At 62.6% G+C, this 18,666-nt stretch carries 19 protein-coding genes; 8 read left to right on the top strand and 11 right to left on the bottom strand.

The features are described from left to right. Positions 1-186 precede the first annotated feature (186 nt). The gene (gene argC / locus AC1RMF_RS15845) at positions 187-1,110 is read left to right on the top strand and encodes an N-acetyl-gamma-glutamyl-phosphate reductase (protein ID WP_493142584.1); all 924 of its coding nucleotides are present in this window, start codon (positions 187-189) and stop codon (positions 1,108-1,110) included. A gap of 328 nt (positions 1,111-1,438) precedes the next feature. On the opposite strand, the gene recX is transcribed toward argC, so the two are convergent. After that, positions 1,439-1,888: a recombination regulator RecX gene (gene recX, locus AC1RMF_RS15840; RefSeq protein WP_493142582.1), complete on the bottom strand. Its 450-nt coding sequence runs from the start codon at positions 1,886-1,888 to the stop codon at positions 1,439-1,441. A gap of 21 nt (positions 1,889-1,909) precedes the next feature. Then, the gene (gene recA / locus AC1RMF_RS15835; protein ID WP_493142580.1) at positions 1,910-3,016 is read right to left on the bottom strand and encodes a recombinase RecA; all 1,107 of its coding nucleotides are present in this window, start codon (positions 3,014-3,016) and stop codon (positions 1,910-1,912) included. Positions 3,017-3,160: 144 nt separating this feature from the next. Here recA and AC1RMF_RS15830 point away from each other — a divergent pair, with 144 nt between their 5' ends. From AC1RMF_RS15830 to AC1RMF_RS15820, 3 genes are read left to right on the top strand one after another with little or no spacing between them, the layout of a single operon-like run. After that, positions 3,161-3,643, top strand: coding sequence for a MarR family winged helix-turn-helix transcriptional regulator (locus tag AC1RMF_RS15830; protein WP_493142579.1), 483 nt, complete (start codon positions 3,161-3,163; stop codon positions 3,641-3,643). Between the two features lie 45 nt (positions 3,644-3,688). Continuing rightward, a complete protein-coding gene (locus AC1RMF_RS15825; protein WP_342620291.1) occupies positions 3,689-4,363 on the top strand; it encodes a response regulator in 675 nt (224 codons plus the stop codon). Continuing rightward, complete coding sequence (locus AC1RMF_RS15820; protein ID WP_342620290.1) at positions 4,360-5,832, top strand: sensor histidine kinase; 1,473 nt, start codon at positions 4,360-4,362, stop codon at positions 5,830-5,832. The genes AC1RMF_RS15825 and AC1RMF_RS15820 overlap by 4 nt, the downstream gene beginning before the upstream one ends. On the opposite strand, the gene AC1RMF_RS15815 is transcribed toward AC1RMF_RS15820, so the two are convergent. The 3 genes from AC1RMF_RS15815 to AC1RMF_RS15805 all read right to left on the bottom strand — a co-directional run bounded on the left by AC1RMF_RS15815 (position 5,815) and on the right by AC1RMF_RS15805 (position 7,885). Then, on the bottom strand, positions 5,815-6,474 hold the full coding sequence (locus AC1RMF_RS15815; protein WP_493142577.1) for an SPOR domain-containing protein: 660 nt from the start codon (positions 6,472-6,474) through the stop codon (positions 5,815-5,817). The two genes, AC1RMF_RS15820 and AC1RMF_RS15815, sit on opposite strands and share 18 nt — an antisense overlap. A gap of 1 nt (position 6,475) precedes the next feature. Then, a complete protein-coding gene (locus AC1RMF_RS15810; RefSeq protein ID WP_493142575.1) occupies positions 6,476-7,270 on the bottom strand; it encodes a biotin--[acetyl-CoA-carboxylase] ligase in 795 nt (264 codons plus the stop codon). Between the two features lie 132 nt (positions 7,271-7,402). Beyond that, positions 7,403-7,885, bottom strand: coding sequence for an SET domain-containing protein (locus AC1RMF_RS15805; RefSeq protein ID WP_342620287.1), 483 nt, complete (start codon positions 7,883-7,885; stop codon positions 7,403-7,405). A 98-nt stretch (positions 7,886-7,983) separates the two neighbouring features. Between AC1RMF_RS15805 and AC1RMF_RS15800 the strand changes: the two genes are divergently transcribed. Continuing rightward, a complete protein-coding gene (locus AC1RMF_RS15800; protein ID WP_493142573.1) occupies positions 7,984-10,920 on the top strand; it encodes a DNA topoisomerase III in 2,937 nt (978 codons plus the stop codon). 51 nt (positions 10,921-10,971) lie between these two features. On the opposite strand, the gene AC1RMF_RS15795 is transcribed toward AC1RMF_RS15800, so the two are convergent. Continuing rightward, positions 10,972-11,913, bottom strand: coding sequence for a GSU2403 family nucleotidyltransferase fold protein (locus tag AC1RMF_RS15795; protein WP_493142571.1), 942 nt, complete (start codon positions 11,911-11,913; stop codon positions 10,972-10,974). A gap of 99 nt (positions 11,914-12,012) precedes the next feature. On the opposite strand from AC1RMF_RS15795, the gene AC1RMF_RS15790 reads away from it, so the two are divergent. Both AC1RMF_RS15790 and AC1RMF_RS15785 read left to right on the top strand, forming a co-directional pair. Next, positions 12,013-12,762 carry a tRNA-uridine aminocarboxypropyltransferase gene (locus AC1RMF_RS15790; protein WP_493142569.1) on the top strand — a complete coding sequence of 250 codons (750 nt, stop codon included), beginning with the start codon at positions 12,013-12,015 and terminating at the stop codon, positions 12,760-12,762. Continuing rightward, positions 12,759-13,634: a PA4780 family RIO1-like protein kinase gene (locus tag AC1RMF_RS15785; RefSeq protein ID WP_493142567.1), complete on the top strand. Its 876-nt coding sequence runs from the start codon at positions 12,759-12,761 to the stop codon at positions 13,632-13,634. The genes AC1RMF_RS15790 and AC1RMF_RS15785 overlap by 4 nt, the downstream gene beginning before the upstream one ends. Before the next feature lie 3 nt (positions 13,635-13,637). Here AC1RMF_RS15785 and AC1RMF_RS15780 read toward each other — a convergent pair whose 3' ends face one another. Next, positions 13,638-14,243: a TIGR00645 family protein gene (locus AC1RMF_RS15780; protein ID WP_493142565.1), complete on the bottom strand. Its 606-nt coding sequence runs from the start codon at positions 14,241-14,243 to the stop codon at positions 13,638-13,640. Between the two features lie 145 nt (positions 14,244-14,388). On the opposite strand from AC1RMF_RS15780, the gene AC1RMF_RS15775 reads away from it, so the two are divergent. Further along, a complete protein-coding gene (locus AC1RMF_RS15775) occupies positions 14,389-15,345 on the top strand; it encodes a cation diffusion facilitator family transporter (protein ID WP_493142564.1) in 957 nt (318 codons plus the stop codon). Between the two features lie 26 nt (positions 15,346-15,371). Here the strand turns inward: AC1RMF_RS15775 and AC1RMF_RS15770 are convergent, their stop codons facing one another. The 4 genes from AC1RMF_RS15770 to AC1RMF_RS15755 are packed head-to-tail and all read right to left on the bottom strand — an operon-like array spanning position 15,372 to position 18,661. After that, entirely contained in the window at positions 15,372-16,238 is an 867-nt protein-coding gene (locus AC1RMF_RS15770) for a hypothetical protein (RefSeq protein WP_493142562.1), read from the bottom strand. Continuing rightward, on the bottom strand, positions 16,235-17,173 hold the full coding sequence (locus AC1RMF_RS15765; RefSeq protein WP_493142560.1) for an MlaD family protein: 939 nt from the start codon (positions 17,171-17,173) through the stop codon (positions 16,235-16,237). Before AC1RMF_RS15765 ends, AC1RMF_RS15770 begins: the two co-directional genes overlap by 4 nt. Continuing rightward, positions 17,151-17,888, bottom strand: a complete 738-nt coding sequence (locus AC1RMF_RS15760; protein WP_342620278.1) for an ATP-binding cassette domain-containing protein — start codon at positions 17,886-17,888, stop codon at positions 17,151-17,153. Before AC1RMF_RS15760 ends, AC1RMF_RS15765 begins: the two co-directional genes overlap by 23 nt. Beyond that, entirely contained in the window at positions 17,885-18,661 is a 777-nt protein-coding gene (locus tag AC1RMF_RS15755) for an MlaE family ABC transporter permease (RefSeq protein ID WP_493142557.1), read from the bottom strand. The genes AC1RMF_RS15760 and AC1RMF_RS15755 overlap by 4 nt, the downstream gene beginning before the upstream one ends. Positions 18,662-18,666 lie beyond the last annotated feature (5 nt).

Raw genomic sequence — 18,666 nt, 5'->3', positions numbered from 1 at the left:
CTGGACAATGTTCACCACGCGGTGCGAGAGGATTTCGCAAGCATGGCACTGGGCACATCAGGGCGGGACTGTATCATGCTGCGGCGCGCCAAACTTTTTACAGTCTTACAGCGCCGCCCCGTTGAGGCCCCGTGTTACAGCGAGGTTACAGAGTGAAGGTTTCTGGGTTCTTACTTGGCATATCCCATGAAAAAGATTTTTATTGACGGCGAAGCCGGTACCACCGGCCTTCAAATTCGTGAGCGGCTGCTGGCCATGGCTGGCATCCAGCTACTCAGTATTGATCCAGCATTGCGCAAGGATCCACTCGCCAAGAAAGCTCTGATGACCCAGGCCGATCTGGTGATCCTGTGCCTGCATGACGACGCCGCCATCGAGTCCGTAGCCATGGTGGATGCCATCGCCCGGGAAACCGGAACCACCGGCCCCAAGGTGATTGATGCCTCTACTGCCCATCGCACGGCGCCAGGCTGGGTCTATGGCTTTCCTGAACTGGCCGCAGGCCAGCGCGATGCCGTGATCGGCGCAACCCGCGTGGCCAATCCAGGCTGCTACGCCACCGGCGCCATTGCGCTGATACGCCCCCTGGTGGATGCCGGTCTGCTGCCTGCCGACTTCCCTGTCTGCCTGCCATCGGTCAGCGGCTATTCGGGCGGTGGGCGCAGCATGATGGAAGCCTACGAGCAGGGCAAGGCACCGCCGTTTGAGCTGTACGCCCTAGGCCTGAAGCACAAGCACATCCCGGAAATCATGCGTTACACCGGCCTGACCCGCAGGCCTTTGTTTGTGCCCTCGGTGGGTAACTTTGACCAAGGCATGCTGGTGCAGTTGCCCTTGCATCTGGACACATTGCCCGGCAAACCCACTTCTGCGGATTTGCACGCGGCATTGGCCAAGCACTATGCGGGCAGTACCTGGGTGACAGTGGAGCCCGTCACCGCCGACCTGAAGCTGGATGCGGTGGCCCTCAAAGACACCAACAAGATGGAGTTGCGGGTGTTTGGCAATGAGGAATTTGGTCACGCCTTGCTGGTTGCCCGTTTGGACAACCTGGGTAAGGGCGCATCGGGTGCTGCGGTGCAGAACTTGCAGTTGATGTTGGGGCTTTAACGCTCTCAGTCGGGTTGTTGGTACGCGCTACGGCCCGTCAGGGCGGCGCGTTTTGCTCCGTGTCCCCCGCGCCCTTTGGGCGCTCCTCCTTTACCTGCGCAAAACGCACCGCCCTCACGGGCCTCCGGGTATGGGTGCGCACTGTAATGCAGTGTCTCTAAATAGCACTTCCAACCTGTGGCGCTCGCACTTCGAGCCTCCGGAGTGGGGTATGCATTTTGCGCAGATAAAGGAGGAGGCCCTTCAGGGCCGGGGGACACGGAGCAAAACGCATACCCCACTCCGGCGGCGGGCTCGCAAGAAAAAGTCAGCAGGCTGCAAAAGGCAATTAGTCTTCATCGCCCCCAGAAACCACTCGCCGAATCGCATCCCCACCAAAACCGCGCCCCGCCAGGAACCGCATCTGCTTTGCCCGCTCAGACGCATCGGCAGGCGGTTGACCAAACTTCTTGCGCCAGACTTCGCGCGCACGCTCCACCTCGCTGGCGCGTAGCGTATCCAGGGCTCTGGCAACTGCTTCGGGCTCCAACCCCTTTGCCTGCAACTCCTGCTTGATACGTTGCGCCCCCAGCTTGGCGGAGCGGCGGTGAATGACGGACTCGAGCACCCGGCCTTCGTTGATGAAATCCTTGGCCTGCAAGGTATCCAGCACCTTGGCCAAGGCGCCGGGCTCTTCTTCATACGGCGCCAGCTTGCGCTCCAGCTCCGCGCGTGAGTGCTCACGCGTGGACAGCAGCCGCAAGGCCCGACCGGTCAGGGAAAGCGGTGTGACGGCCATTGCTTCGCGGCAGCACCGGGCTTACGCAGCCTTGTCTGCTTTATCGGCTTTGTCAGCCTTTTTGCCCTTGACCTTTTCCACCTCGACCACCGGCAGCAGCGGGATGCCCAGGGACTCGCGCACCTTGTTTTCGATTTCTACCGAGAGATCAGCGTTTTCGCGCAGGAACTCGCGGGCATTGTCGCGGCCCTGGCCGATTTTTTCGCCCTGGTAGGCATACCAGGCGCCGGATTTTTCCAGGATGCCGGCGTTCACGCCCATATCGATGATTTCGCCATGGCGGCTGATGCCTTCGCCGAACAGGATGTCGAACTCGGCCGTCTTGAAGGGAGGCGCCACCTTGTTCTTGACCACCTTGACCTTGGTCTCGTTGCCGATGGATTCCTCACCCTTCTTGATGGTGCCGGTACGGCGGATGTCCAGGCGCACGGAGGCGTAGAACTTGAGCGCATTGCCGCCGGTGGTGGTTTCGGGCGAGCCGAACATCACGCCGATCTTCATGCGGATCTGGTTGATGAAGATGACCATGCAGTTGGTCTTCTTGATGTGGGCGGTGAGCTTGCGCAGCGCCTGGCTCATCAGACGGGCTTGCAGGCCGGGCAGGGAATCGCCCATTTCGCCTTCGAGTTCGGCCTTGGGGGTCAGTGCCGCCACCGAGTCCACGATGATCAGATCGACCGCGCCGGAACGCACCAGGCTGTCGACGATTTCCAGCGCTTGTTCACCGGTGTCGGGTTGGCTGATCAGCAGGTCCTGCAGGTTCACGCCCAGTTTTTGCGCGTACTGGATGTCCAGTGCGTGCTCGGCATCCACGAAAGCACATTGGCCACCTTGCTTTTGCATTTCGGCCACGACTTGCAGTGTCAGCGTGGTCTTGCCGGAGGATTCCGGGCCGTAGATTTCCACGACGCGGCCACGCGGCAGGCCGCCCACGCCCAGGGCGATATCCAGCCCCAGCGAACCGGTGGAGACCACCTGGATGTCCTCGATCACCTCGCCCTCACCCAGGCGCATGATGGTGCCTTTGCCGAACTGCTTTTCGATCTGCGCCAGCGCGACTTGCAGCGCCTTGGCTTTTTCGGTGTTGGCGCCATTCGTGTTGTTGGGGTTCTTGACGGGTGCGTCCATGGAAATCTCCTTAAAAATCAATCGGGTTGTGGCTTGCTCAGCATCTGCATTTAATTACAGGCTGGATGCTTGAACAGTAGTTTAACGGGGCTTGTTGAAATTGGTAAACACAATATTTAGTCAGTTTGCATTACCATTTGAACCATGATCACAGCACCGCCAGAACCACAATCTTCTTGGCGCAGCACCCATCTGGGCCACTGGTTGCGCCTGGCGCAGGAGCGGTTTGACGCACGGGTCATGGAATGCATGGCGCAACACCCCAGCGTGCCTCTGGGGCTGTCCAATCTGGCAGCACGCGGCCAGGTCAGCGCAGCCCACATCCACATCACCCGCCACCTCCCCCCTGACGGCGCACGCCTGACCGAGCTGGCACAGGCTGCCGGCATGACCAAACAGGCCATGGCGACCCTGGTCACGCAGTGTGAAGCCTGGGGCATGGTGCGCCGCGAGAACGATCCGGTCGACGCCCGCGCCAAGCGCGTGGTGTTCACAGACACCGGGATGGCTTGGCTTGGCGCCTACCAGGAAGCCGTCGCGCAGGCTGAAAGCGAGATGCGCGCGGCCGTCGGTGACGAAGTCGTTACCGTGATCGCTCTGGGGCTGGAGGCCTACAGCGGACGGTAAATGCGCACGGTGCAGGCCTAGAATGGCGAAAACAAGGAGACGGCCATGCGGATTTTGATTGCGGAAGATGACCAAGTCCTGGCGGACGGTTTGCTGCGGGCCTTGCGCAGCGCAGGTGCCGCGGTGGACCATGTGGCCAATGGTTCGGAGGCCGACGCCGCGCTGATGACCAATACCGAATTCGACTTGCTGATCCTCGACCTGGGCCTGCCCAAAATGCACGGCCTGGAAGTACTCAAGAAGCTGCGCGCCCGCGGCTCATCGTTGCCCGTCCTCATACTCACCGCGGCCGACAGCGTGGAAGAACGCGTCAAAGGTCTGGACTACGGTGCCGACGACTACATGGCCAAGCCCTTCAGCCTGCAGGAACTCGAAGCCCGTGTGCGCGCCCTGGTGCGCCGTGGCATGGGGGCATCCAGCAGCAGCATCAAGCACGGTCCGCTGATATACGACCAGGCCGGTCGTGTGGCCACCATCGACGGCAAGATGGTGGAACTGTCTGCCCGCGAGCTGGGTCTGCTGGAAGTGCTGCTGCAGCGCGCCGGACGTCTGGTCAGCAAGGACCAACTGGTGGAGCGACTGTGCGAATGGGGTGAGGAGGTCAGCAACAACGCCATCGAGGTCTACATCCACCGTCTGCGCAAGAAGATCGAAAAGGGACCGATCCGGATTGCAACCGTGCGCGGACTGGGCTATTGCCTGGAGAAGATTCCGGGGTGAAAATCTTCCAGCGCGAGCAGCGCTCCCTGTTCGGGGAAATCCTGGACTGGATGCTCACGCCATTGCTGCTGCTGTGGCCTATCAGCCTGGTGCTGACCTGGCTGGTGGCGCAAGGCATTGCGGGCAAGCCGTTTGACCGCGCGCTGGAATACAACGTCAGCGCCCTGGCGCAACTCATCACCCTTAAGAACAACCATGCGCAGTTTGTGCTACCCCTGCCCGCGCGCGAACTGCTGCGCGCCGATGACGCCGACACGGTGTACTACCAGGTGCTGGGACCACAAGGCGAATTCTTGAGTGGCGAAAGAAATCTCCCTCTGCCCGGGGACGATGACAAGAGCACCACCGGCGAAGTACACATGCGCGACGACGAGTACAAGGGCAGCGAGCTCAAAGTGGCCTACATGTGGGTCAAGCTGGACGTCCCCAATAGCAGACCGGCGCTGGTCCAGGTGGCCGAGACCATGGACAAGCGCTCTGTCCTGGCCACGGAGATCGTCAAGGGCGTGATGCTGCCGCAGTTTGTGGTGCTACCGCTGGCAGTGCTGCTGGTCTGGCTGGCGTTGGTGCAGGCCATCAAGCCGCTCAACCGGCTGGAAGAACGCATTCGCGCGCGCAACCCGGATGACCTGAGTCCGCTGGAGGTCGAGGCGGTCCCCATGGAAGTGGCGCCATTGGTGGCCTCTGTGAATGATCTGCTGATGCGCCTGAAAGAGTCCATCGTCACGCAAAAGCGCTTCCTGGCCGATGCCGCCCACCAGCTCAAGACGCCGCTGGCGGGATTGCGCATGCAGGCGGATCTGGCCCAGCGCGAAGGTGCCAGCGCCGAAGACCTCAAGCAGTCCCTGCGTCAGATCGGCCGCTCCAGCATTCGCGCCACCCACACCGTCAATCAGTTGCTGGCCCTGGCACGCGCCGAAAGCAGCAGCACGATATTGGCACACCAGCCCTGTGACGTTGCACGGCTGACCATGGACGTGATCCGCGACTGCGTACCACGCGCCATGGACAAGCACATCGACGTGGGCTATGAGGGCGCGCAACCCGGATCCGATGGCGTCATGGTGATGGGCAACCCGACCCTACTCAAGGAGATGGTGCGCAACCTGGTGGACAACGCGATCAACTACACGCCATCCGGCGCCGACAAACCGGGCGTGATCACCGCGCGGGTGCTGATCGACCCCTTCAGCCGGGTGCAGGTCATTCAGGTGGAGGACTCCGGTCCCGGCATCCCCCTGGCCGAGCGCGAACTGGTGTTCCAGCCTTTCTACCGTGCCCTGGGCAACGAAGCCGATGGCTCCGGCCTGGGGCTGCCCATCGTGCTGGAAATTGCGCGGCAACACCGCGCCGAGGTCACGGTGGAAGACGCCCGCCCGGGCCAGACACCGCCGGGATGCTGCTTTACCGTGCGCTTTCCGGCGGATGCCGGGGTGACGACCTACGGAGAATTAGTTACAGGCGTGTAGCGACTTGCCTGCCAGTGGTCCGCGCAGATCGGTCAGCTTGGCCTTGAGTGCGGCATTGACGGCAGGCAACTTGAGCTGATAGTCCTGCAACGCCTCACGCTCCTGCACCACGCGGGCCGTGTGCAGTCCCCGCGCAGACAGGCGTGCAAGCGCTGCATCGGCATCGGCCTTGGTGTCAAAGCCGCCCAGAGAAAAGCCTGGCTCCAAAGCGGCGTTCTCCAGACTTTCGGTCTTGATACCCATCGCCACGACCTCGGAGCGCTTCTTTGCCAAGGCCTCCGCGCCAGCGTACTTGCCCATGTAGATAATCCAGCGCGCAGCCACATGCTCTTCATCCAGTTGCCAGGAGCCGACGGGCAAAGCGTCCCCCAAGGCCTGGCGCAACACCGTGCTTTGCGCATCATCGAACGGCCCCGCCTGCAGGCATTCCTTGGGCTCACGGTCGGCCTTGACCTGCTCTTCGATGCGCTTGAATTCCTGGGGACTGATGAGCTTGACGGAATCCGGCTCTATCTGCTGCGCCAGTCGTTGCGGCTCGCGTTGCTGCACGGGGCCGAAACCCAAGGGCAGCAAATATCCGTTGCCCCAGGTGTAATACATCGCGTTGGCAAGAAGCAGAACCAGTGCAAGCAATCGCAACATGTCAGGCCGAAGATCCGTTAGGTGGGTCAGCGGGTGTCTGCGGTCGCACACTGACCTCCGCACTGCTGATTTTCTGAAGTCCGCTGGCAGTATGCACCAGCAGCGCACCGACCGCGTCCACGCCCCGTGCCGTGCCGGTGGTGCCGTCCGTGCAGATCACTTCGCGGCCATACAGCAGGTCGCGACCATGGAACGCCGTGCGCAGCGGAGCAAACCCACTGGCTTCAAACGCCTGCAACGTCCGCACCAGTGGTAACACGACGGCGCCCAACGCTGTCGGCGCATCCACCTGCGGCATAACTTCCGTCAACGCCGCTGGCGCTGTACGCAAACCTTCTGCAGCTCTGGGTAGGATGTTGATACCGATGCCGATCACGGCATAACGCACATCGCCGATGCTGGTGGTTTCGATCAAAATGCCCGCCAGCTTGCGCTCCTGCAGCCAGACATCGTTGGGCCATTTGAGCTGCAGCGACGGGTGCAGGCTCTCCACGACGGCCAACCCCACCGCCAGGGACAGACCCGACCAGTCAGCGGGCTGCAGCGGCATCCCCAGGGAAAACGTCAGCGTCGCACCGCCTGCCTGGGTATCGCTGTGCCAGTCCCGCCCCAGCCGACCGCGCCCAGCGGTCTGGCGCTCGGCCACCAGCAAAATGGGCTCGGTCTGCCCGGCACGGGCTCGGCGCATCAACTCGGTATTGGTGGAATCAACCTGCGGCAATACCTCAACCGTAAAGCCCGGCAACAAGGGCTCCACCTGCTCCCAGATGGTTTCAGCGGGCCAGCGAATCGTCATTCATGACTCCCAAAGCAGCGCGTGAATGCCCCTTCCCAGAAATGCCGTGGAACCGGCTCTGCCGGGCCGCTGGCATTGCCCCCTGCAAGGGGGGTGGCGCAGCGACACGCAGTGCGCGCAGCCTGGGGGTGTTCAACGCTTCGGCGCAAGCAAGGTTCCGCGGCACTTCTTGGCACCGCACCAGCAGGGGTACTCGGCCTTGAGCTTCTTGGTGTAGCGCTCGTCGATGATCAGGCCGTAGTCGTAGTTCAGCTCTTCACCCGCCTTGATATTACGGCGGGCCTTGATGAACACGCGGCCGTCCTGCTCGTCGGCTTCGCAGTTGGCGTCGCAGGAATGGTTGATCCAGCGCGACGAGTTGCCACCGTACAGCGCATCGATGACGTGGTCTTCATCGATGTGGAAGTAGAACGTATGGTTGGGGTCCTTGGGATCGTGCGGATGGCGGCGCTGGGCCTCCTTCCAGCTGATGACTTCGCCCACATACTCGATGATGGTCTCGCCTTCGGCGATGTCCACCAGGGCAAACACGCCCTTGCCATGCACGCCGGAGCGGCGGGTCTGGATGCGGCGTCCGTCCGATTGCGCCGAGGATTTCACTGGGTTTTTGGCCACGTCAGAAAAATTTGGTATGGTGAATCGTATGGGCGCGCATGTGCGTGCCTGCGTATGTGAGCGCGCCTGCGCGCCCGCGAGAACTGGATTGTAGTCAGATGAAGAATGCCGCCTTGAATAAAACACTGGTCATTGCCGAGAAGCCTTCCGTCGCCCAGGACATCGTACGGGCACTCACCCCGACTGCCGGAAAGTTTGAAAAACACGACGAGTACTTTGAGAGCGACACCTACGTGGTGTCCAGTGCCGTGGGCCACTTGGTGGAGATCCAGGCGCCCGAGGCCTACGACGTCAAACGCGGCAAGTGGAGCTTTGCCAACCTGCCAGTGATCCCGCCGCACTTCGAGCTCAAGCCCGTGGACAAGACCAAGACGCGCCTGAATGCGGTGGTCAAGCTTGCCAAGCGCAAGGACGTGGACAAGATCGTCAACGCCTGTGACGCGGGCCGCGAGGGGGAACTGATCTTCCGCCTGATCGAGCAGTACGCCGGTGGCGCCAAGCCGCTGGGCAAGCCAGTCTCGCGCCTGTGGCTGCAGAGCATGACGCCACAGGCCATCCGCGAGGGCTTTGAGCACCTGCGCACCAACGCGCAGATGCAGCCGCTGGCCGACGCCGCACGTTGCCGCTCCGAGGCCGATTGGCTGGTGGGCATCAACGGCACGCGCGCCATGACCGCCTTCAATTCCCGCGATGGCGGCTTCTTCCTCACCACCGTGGGCCGGGTGCAGACGCCAACCCTCTCCGTGGTGGTGGAGCGCGAAGAACAGATCCGCAAGTTCATCAGCCGCGATTACTGGGAAATCCATGCCACCTTTGCCGCCCAGGCAGGCGAATACCCGGCCAAATGGTTCAACCCCCAGTGGAAGAAGAACCCGGACGATGCCGAACTCAAGGCCGACCGCGTCTGGAGCCTGCGCGAGGCGCAGGAAATTGCCGACGCCGTGCGTGGCAAGCCCGCCACCGTCACTGAAGAGAGCAAGCCCACCACACAGGCCTCGCCCCTGCTGTTTGACCTGACCAGCCTGCAGCGTGAGGCCAACGGCAAGTTCGGCTTCAGTGCCAAGACCACCTTGTCGATTGCCCAGAGCCTGTACGAACGCCACAAGGCCCTGACCTACCCGCGTACCGATTCGCGCAACCTGCCCGAAGACTATGTGCCGGTGGTGAAAGACACGTTCCAGATGCTGGCTGATAGCAGCATGCGCCACTTGGCGCCGCATGCCGCGACCGCGCTCAAGGGCAATTACATCAAGCCGACCAAGCGCGTGTTCGACAACGCCAAGGTGTCGGACCACTTTGCCATCATCCCCACGCTGCAGGCACCCAGCGGCCTGTCGGACGCCGAACAAAAGGTGTACGACCTGGTGGTGCGCCGCTTCATGGCGGTGTTCTTCCCCAGCGCCGAATACCAGGTGACCACGCGTATCACCACGGCAGCCGGACATAGCTTTAAGACCGAAGGCAAGGTACTGGTCAAGCCGGGCTGGCTGGCCATCTACGGCAAGGAAGCCGCCGAGGAAGTGGCCGACGCCAAGGACGGCGACAAGGGCCAGAACCTGGTGCCCGTGCAACCCAACGAAAAGGTGCATGGCAACCCGGTAGACCCCAAAGGCCTCAAGACCAAGCCGCCCGCGCGTTATTCCGAAGCCACGCTGCTGGGCGCCATGGAAGGCGCCGGCAAGACGGTGGAAGACGACGAACTGCGCGAAGCCATGCAGGAAAAAGGCCTGGGCACGCCTGCCACACGCTCCAGCATCATCGAAGGGCTGATTGCCGAGAAATACATGCTGCGCGAAGGCCGCGAGCTCATACCCACGGCCAAAGCCTTCCAGCTCATGACGCTGTTGCGCGGCCTGGGCGTGGAAGAACTCTCCAAGGCCGAACTGACCGGCGAATGGGAATACAAGCTCAACCAGATGGAGCACGGCAAACTGCGCCGCGAGACCTTCATGGCCGAGATTGCTGCCATGACCGAGCGCATGGTGAAAAAAGCCAAGGAATACGACCGCGACACCATCCCCGGCGACTACGCCACCCTGAGTGCGCCCTGCCCCAACTGCGGCGGTATCGTCAAGGAAAACTACCGCCGTTACGCCTGCACCGGTCCCAAGGGAACGGACGACGGCTGCGGCTTCAGCTTTGGCAAGTCACCCGCCGGACGCACCTTCGAGCTCACCGAAGTGGAGCAGTTCCTGCGCGACAAGCACATAGGCCCGCTGGATGGCTTCCGCTCCAAGGCGGGCTGGCCGTTTGTGGCCGAGATGATCCTCAAGTTCGATGACGAGACCAAGAACTACAAGCTGGAGTTCGACTTCGGCGACGACAAGGCGGGCGAGGAAACCGGCGAACTGGTGGACTTCTCCGGCCAAGAATCGCTGGGCACCTGCCCCAAGTGCGGCGGCTCGGTATTCGAGCACGGCAAGAACTATGTGTGCAACCGCTCGGTGCCCACGCACGAGCAGCCCACACCTAGCTGCGACTTCAAGAGCGGCCAGATCATTCTGCAGCAGCCCATCGAGCGCGAGCAGATGCAAAAGCTGCTGGCCACCGGCAAAACCGACATGCTGGAGAAGTTCGTCTCCATGCGCACACGCCGCGCCTTCAAGGCCATGCTGGCCTGGGATGCCGAAGCCGGCAAGGTGAACTTCGAATTCGCACCATCCAAGTTCCCGCCGCGCAAGACCGCTGCCGCACGACCTGCCGCCGCGGCCAAGACTGCGGGTGCAGCCGCCAAGAAGGCGCCAGCGAAGAAAGCCGCAGCAAAATCTGCAACGGCCAAGCCCAAAGCACCGCGCAAGACCACCACCGCCTCCGGCATGCAACCCAGCGCCGAGCTGGCCGCAGTCATCGGCAGCGAACCGGTGGCGCGCACCCAGGTGATCAAGAAGCTGTGGGACTACATCAAGGCCAACGGCCTGCAGGACGCCAAGGACAAGCGCGCCATCAACGCCGACGCCAAGCTGCTGCCGGTGTTTGGCAAGCCCCAGGTGACGATGTTTGAGCTGGCGGGGATTGCGGGCAAGCATCTGAGCTGAACCTACACGCAGGCACCGCCGGATAAAGGGGGCTGATAGCCAATCTGCCTTTCAAACCTGCGGCAGATACTGCTCAAGCAGTTCCTGCACCGCATCAGCCTGCAACACATCGCGACGACGCTTGAGTGGATCGCGGTCTGGTTGTCCGGCAAGCCACCGCTTGAATGCCACAAACGTTGCAGGGTGCACCGTGTTCATGCGAGCCATGGTGCCGTTGGTGGCCACAATGACCGCAGAGAAGCCCGGCGAATCGAGCAGCACATTGGCGCGCCGCGCCTGGGCCACCCAGAAGTCTTCATCCTCATCACTGAGCTTGATGGGGTGTGGATCACCATCCGTCTGCTCCCGCCGGATGATGTCAACCTCAAAACCATCCTTGTTCACTGCTGTATATTTTTGACTCCGGCGCATGCGAAAGCTGGCGTCCACTTTCTTGAGCACGCCCAGCATGGAGCTGTCCACCCGGGCCAGTTGGGTGGAGAAGATGATGCGCTTGCGGGTATCCCACAACAAATCAATATCACGCGTGGCCAAGGTATCTGCGTCCAGCCTGACACCGGCCGCAGCCTCATAGGCGTACAGCGCGTGGGTGCCGACGACACGAAAGTGTTCACTCAGTTGCGTACTCGCCAAACGGTTGAGCAGCGCCACCACCAACGGGTCCACACGGCCCACACGCAGTGCACGGTTCATGCGCTGATGCTGGTCCAGTGCCGCCTTCAGCCCGGTCAGCCGCTCGGCACTGGCCTGCTTTCTCTGCATGAATTTGTCGTAGATAGCTTGCGTCTGCGGTGTGCGTGGCCCCAGACTGGTCTCTGCACCGGCAGGTGTGGTGCGCACCAGATACCTGGACTCTGGCGATGATGCCGGCCCCGCATGCCAGTACATGCCGCCGCGCACCTGGGCCGCTTCGACGGTAGCCTCAGCCAGTGCATCGAACACGGCGACGGCGTCAATCATCTGGCGGGTAATGGCGGGACTAAGTTCTTGCATTTCGGCATGTTGGAAATTTTTGTATTTTGTACCGAAAAATTAATATAAACAATAGGTTATTGATCATAAAATGATCTTCCAATTGGTCAAAATACCCACATGAACCCCAAAGACCGGCCCCACGCCGTCTCCCGCTTGCGCGCCGCGCGCCTGGCACGCAGTGCCAAGCCTTTTATCGCCCGCGGTTCGCGCAAGGAGCGTTACCCGGGTTGCCGGGTGATGCACAGCCATTGCCTGTGCGCGCTGCGTCCCAGCGTGCCCACGCAAGCTGGCGTGTGCCTGATCATGTGCGACATCGAGCCGCTCAAGCCCAGCAACACGGGCTGGCTGATTGCCGACATGGTGGCAGACACGGCGGCCTTTGGCTGGGCGCGCACCGTGGTGGACCCAGCCCTGCTGGCCATGCTGGCTGATCCGCAGTGGCAGCCCTATGTGGTGTTCCCGGGTGAATACGTGGCGCCCGAGCGGGTGGTGACCGAAGTCGTTCCTGTGGCCGGCAAGCGGCCGCTGTTTGTGTTGCTGGACGCCACCTGGGCCGAGGCGCGCAAGATGTTCCGCAAGAGCCCGTACCTGGACCATCTGCCGGTGCTCAGCCTGCAGCCCGAGCAGCTCTCCAACTACCGGTTGCGCCGCTCCAAGCGGGGTGACCATCTGTGCACCTCGGAGGTGGCGGCCCTGTGTCTGGAACTAGCCCAGGAGCAGCACGCGGCAGACACGCTGAGCGCCTATCTGGACGTTTTCACCAACCACTATCTGAATGCCAAAAACAGTGTGCCGGTCGATCTGGAAGACGCCGCACACCTGCGCTTGCGCGACCTGGGCACCGACCAGCGCACAATGCAGCGATGAAAGCTCCCCCCAGACTCCAATCCCTTGTTGACGAAGGCCTGATCGATACCGTGGTGCGCCAGTTGATGAGCGGCAAGGAGGCCATGGTGTATGTGGTGCGCTGCGGTGACGAAACCCGCTGCGCCAAGATCTACAAGGAAGCCACCCAGCGCAGCTTTCGCCAAGCCGTGGACTACACCGAAAACCGCAGGGTCAAGAACTCCCGCTCGGCCCGTGCCATGGCCAAGGGCAGCCGTTTTGGCCGTGAGCAGCAGGAGGCCGCCTGGCAGAGCGCCGAAGTGGATGCGCTCTACCGGCTGGCTGCTGCCGGTGTGCGGGTGCCCCAGCCCTACAACTTTCACGATGGCGTGCTGCTCATGGAGCTGGTGGCCGACGCACATGGCGACGCAGCGCCACGATTAAACGATGTGGCGTTTACGCCGGAACAGGCCCTGGCCCACCACCAGACACTGATTGCCGAGGTGGTACGCATGCTGTGCGCGGGCGTGGTGCACGGCGACTTGTCGGAGTTCAACATCCTGCTCGGGCATGTGGCGGGTCCAGAGGGCAGCGATGGCGTGGACGTGCCGGTGATCATCGATCTGCCGCAGGCCGTGGACGCGGCGGGCAACAACCACGCGCAGCGCATGCTGATGCGTGACGTGGGCAATCTGCGCGACTTCTTCGGCCGCTTTGCGCCGGAGCTGTTGCACACCGACTACGGCCCCGAGATCTGGAGTCTGTACCGCGCCGGCCTGCTCAGCAATGACACGCCGCTGACCGGCCGCTTTGAACGTGCCCATGCCGATGTGGACATGCAGGCGGTGCTGCGCGAGATTGACGACGCGCGGGCCGAAGACGCGGCGCGCCGCTTGCGCATGGCACAGGCCTGAGATTCAATGCTTGTCGACGTGGCTGCTGTTGAGCAGCCTGTCGGTGTAGGCAATGGCAATCGCGCTGAGCAGGAAAGTGATGTGAATCAGCGTCTGCCACAGCAGCACCTTTTCCTCGTAGTTGGCCGCATTGATGAAGGTCTTGAGCAGGTGGATGGAGCTGATGCCGATGATGGCCGTGCCCAGCTTGACCTTCAGCACCGATGCGTTGACGTGGTCCAGCCACTCCGGCTGGTCGGGGTGGCCATCCAGGTTCATGCGACTCACAAAGGTTTCATAGCCGCCCACGATCACCATGATCAGCAGGTTGGAGATCATCACCACGTCGATCAGCGCCAACACCACCAGCATGATGATGGTCTCGTTGAGCGAGTTGCTTTGCGCCTCGCCGTGGTAGCCGATGCTGTTGATCAGGGCCTGTAGCGCGGTCTGGCTGCCAAACGCGGCCTCCAGCAAATGCATCAGTTCCACCCAAAAATGGTAGACATACACAGCCTGTGCCGCGATCAGGCCCAAATACAGCGGCAGCTGCAGCCAGCGGCTGGCAAATATCAGCGCAGGCAGGGGGCGCAACTTGGTTGCAGAACGAGGCGAAGGGTGTTCGGCCATACGGAGACTCGGTTACGGGTTGAATAAAAGAGGGATTGTAAAAATACCGCGTTGCATCTGTGCAAAAGACATTGCGGCACTTAAGCAAACCAGAAGCTGGACCTGCAACAATAACCCAGCCCTTCTGAACATCGATAGAACCACCATGAACTTTGCAGATTTGGACGACACATCCGAACACGCCACACACACTCCCGCTGAACGCTCGGCTGCCGCCACCCGCAGCACGCATGTGAGCGTGGTGGTGAATCTGCTCCTGTCCATTGCGCAGATTGTGGTCGGGGTGGTCGCCAAGTCACAGGGCCTGATTGCCGATGGCATCCACTCCCTGTCGGACCTGGTTGCCGATTTCGTAGTGCTGTTTGCCAGCCACCATGCCAAGAAGGATGCGGACGAGGACCATCCGTACGGGCACCAGCGCTTTGAAACTGCGGCGTCTCTGGCGCTGGGCGTGTTGCTGCTGGCGGTGGGGCTGGGCATGGTGTGGTCGGCCTTGCAGAAGCTGGAGTCGCCTGCCACCATTCCCACGGCACATGCCACCGCGCTCTGGGTGGCGCTGGGTGCCATCGCCGCCAAGGAACTGCTGTTTCGCTACATGCTGCGCATTGCCAAGGAAGTGAAGTCCAGCATGCTGGTGGCCAACGCCTGGCATGCGCGCTCGGATGCAGCTTCGTCCCTGGTGGTCAGCATTGGCCTGATCGGCAACCTGATGGGCTACCCCTTGCTGGACCCGATTGCCGCACTCATCGTGGGCTTCATGGTCGGAAAGATGGGCTGGAGCTTTGGCTGGGACGCGCTGCACGACCTGATGGACCGCGGCCTGGATGAAGCCGAGGTGCAGGCCATTCGGCAAACGCTGGAATCCACACCGGGCGTGGCTGGCGTGCACGATGTACGTACCCGCAAGATGGGTGACATGGTGGTGGTGGATGCCCACATCGAAGTGGACGCCACACTCACCGTGGAAGCGGGCCACAACATCGCCGTGGCGGCGCGCCAAGCCGTGATGCAGCGCCACCGCGTGCTCAACCTGATGACCCACGTGGACCCGGCACACCGACCCGACAAAGACCACGAGCCCTTTGCCTCGCAACGCTCCTGAGCGGAAACGCCAACGCCCCTTTCGCCTCAGCGCAAGGTGGTCAGCGCCTGTTTCAATCGCACTTGCAGCTTGCTCTGGCCGGTAACCTGCGCAATGCGCAGCGCGCGCTCCCAGCTGTCGCGTGCCAGGGCAGCACTCTGGTTTGCCGCGTACAGACCACCCAGCAGTTCCAGGTCTTTCGCCAGCACGGCGGGGTTGGCCTGTAGCCTGTCCAGCGTCAGGGCCTCCAGGGCCTTGGCAAGCGCTGAGCGCACATCGCCCTTGTCGCGCAGCACCACCGCCTGATTGACCAGAACGCCGGGCAACAGCGGGCTGGATGCCGCGCGTGCCTGAGCCTCCAGTGTTCCCAAGGCATCGAGCGCGGCAGGCGTATCGCCCTGGGCGTGCCACACCAACGCCAGCCCCATACGGGCCTGCAGCCGCTCGGCGCTGTCGGCGCGCAAGGCCTGTGGCGCCAGTGCCAGGGTGTAGTGTTGCAAGGCCCCTTCACGGTCCCCCAAGCGCCGCATGGTGTCGGCCAGTCCGGCCCAGGCCACACCGCGGCCATGGGCATCGTTCAGCGCCTGCGCCTCTGCCAGGGCCTGGGCATATGCCTGCCGGGACACCTCGTCCTGTTCGGCCAGAGCCGCCACGGCCCCAAGGGCGAACAGCGCCTGCATGCGCAAGGCACGCCGGTCATACAAAGTGGCCACCTGCTCGGCCTGTGCAAAGGCGGCCGTGGCCTGCGGCAGATCACCCGCCGCGAGCTTGTCGTTGCCGTTGCGCACGGCAGATTCATAGCGCTGCACAGCAAGCTCCGGTACCGGGCGACTGGCGCAGGCCGAAAGCGCCAAGGCGAGCGCCAGCACCAGGGCGTTCATTCTTACGGCGGGGAAGAATGAAAGTGGGCTCATGGCGCACGCGGACTCATCAGGGTGGGTGCCAGGGGCGCGGGGGCCGGGCCTCCGAGCAGGAAGCTGTTGCCCGCAGCACGCAACACCTTGTCTGCCTCTTCGGCAGCGCCTTGTGCGGCATGCAGGCCACTACCGAGTTGCGGCACCAGGGCACGCAAACCACCGGTGATCTCTTCCGCATTGCCGAGCGAACGCTGCAGACTCTCCGCCATCGCCGTGCTTTGCCGGGTGAAGCCACGCACGTCGGTCAACACGGCTTGTGCCTGACCCACCGCGGCCTGACCCGAAGCGGCCACGGCGCGCACATCGGTCAAGGTGCCCTTGAGCGTTTCGGTGGCAGCGCGAACGTTCTGCGCGGCGGCCCGCGCCTCGCTCAGCATCGCATCCAGCGATCCTTGCGGTGCGGTGATGCGTTGCACGCTGGCGCGCGCCAGGTCGGTGATGGCGACCAGGTTGTCCAGCGCATGGTCAACTTTTTCCAGCTTGGCCGGGAGGGTGGCCACGACCTCGTTCACATCGGGCTGCACCAGCAACGCAATCGTGGCCTCGTCTTCCAAACGCGGCTGCGTCGGCGTACCAATGCTGATGTCCACGACCGGGCCACCAATGAGCGGCTTGGCCAGCGTGGCGACGGAGTCGGAGCGCACCAAGTCGTGGTAGCGCAGTTCGATATCCACGGTGATGCGCGCCGTCTTGTCGGGCAGCAGATCGATCCTGTGCACCTTGCCTACCTTGAGCCCGGCCATGGTGACCTTGGCATCGACATCCAGACCATTGACGTTGCGGACCTGGGCATGCAACTGAAATGAGTTGCCCAGCAGCCGATCGGCACTGCGGTAGAAGCGCATGGCCAGCAACAACACCAGCAGGCTGCTGATCACCAGCAGCCCCACGGCCCGCTTGTAGAGGCGATCACGCGAGCGGTGTTTGAGCATCTGCGGGTTCCAGTGTCCAGGAGGTTGGAGGGGCAGCACATTCTAGCCAGCCACCCTGCATATGCGCCCAGTGGGTCGGCGCGCCGCAAGGCGGCACCTGATCACGCGCCACACCATGTGCACCAGCCCCTACCACCAGCGTGCAGCCCTGGCTGACCTGTGCAACCAGTTGTGCGCCAAGGCGGGTGCTGGCATGGGACAGCACACCCCATACCAGTTCACTGTCCACCCACAGCAGCTTGGGTGCAATGATGAGTGCGCGTGCCAATGCCAGCAGCGTGCCCTGCTCGGCCGAGAGCTGGGCGGCCACGCGTTCCAGCCAGATTTCCGGAATCAGGCAGCGCTCGGCAAATTCCAGCACCGCGTCCTGCGCCTGCTCCTCGCTCAACCCCCTGATGACACGCAGCGGCAGCATCAGGTTCTGCAGGCCACTCCAGGCTGGCAGCAAGCCACCGCCGGAGAACACGACGCCGGTGCGCTGGCGCAAGGTCAGTAGTTGGTGGGGCGTGACCTCTTCCAGGTCGCAGCCATCGAGCAGCACCTTGCCGCCGCGCGACGAGATCAGGCCCAGCAAGGTGCGCATCAGGGTCGACTTGCCCGAACCCGTTGCGCCCGTGATCAGCCAGCGCTGGCCCGCACCGATATCCAGATCAAAACCCCGCGCATCCGCAAAGGAAGCCAGGGTCAGGTCCCGTGCCTGCAGCAACGCCGTCATTTGCCCACTACGCCAAACAGCACGGTGATGGCCACGCAGGCAATGAAGGACCGCACAAAGGCCAATGCCAGATTGCGCTGGACGTCGGTGCTGGTGCGTGCACGCAGGCCGTAGTAGCAATGCACCAGGCCGATGGACACGGCATAGGCCACCACCATCAGGGAACTCTGCAGGACCGCCATGGGCTCCAGCTCGTTCAGGCAGGCATCCACAAAATGCTGCGCTCCCACCGCACCCTGCAGGTTGTTGTAGAACGCACCACCGGCAATAGCTGCCAGATTGGCCCACAGGGTGAGTATCTGCAGCGAGATGACCATGCCCACCAGACGCGGCAGGACCAGAAAGCGGTGCGGTTCTATGCCCATGATGAGCAGGCTGTCCACCACGCCCTTGGATTGCATATCACCCAGCTCGGAGGTGATGGCAGTGCCCGAGCGTCCAATCACCACCAGTGCCACCATGAGCGGCACCAGTTGGTGAAACAGCACCACGCGCATGACCGTGGCTTGCAACTCGGCCTCGATCAATCCAAAGGACAGCAGCGGAAGCACACCCAGCACGCCCAGCGCCAGGCCGATGACGTTGGCCAGCCAGAACACCTGCACGGCAGTGAAGTACAACTGTTGGATGAGGCTGCGCCAGAAATAGGGCGAGCGCAACGCCGCAGCGCCCGACAGGGAGTTGGCCAGCAGGTACAGCATGTCTTGCGCCACGCGCACTGCCGACCATGCGGCAGCACCAATGCGCTCGGGAAGCAGGAGCAGACGGTGCATCACAC

This window comes from Rhodoferax sp. GW822-FHT04A08 (genome assembly GCF_058801025.1).
The sequence above is the reverse complement of the archived record's forward strand: the minus strand, read 5'-3'. Positions and strand labels throughout refer to the sequence as shown.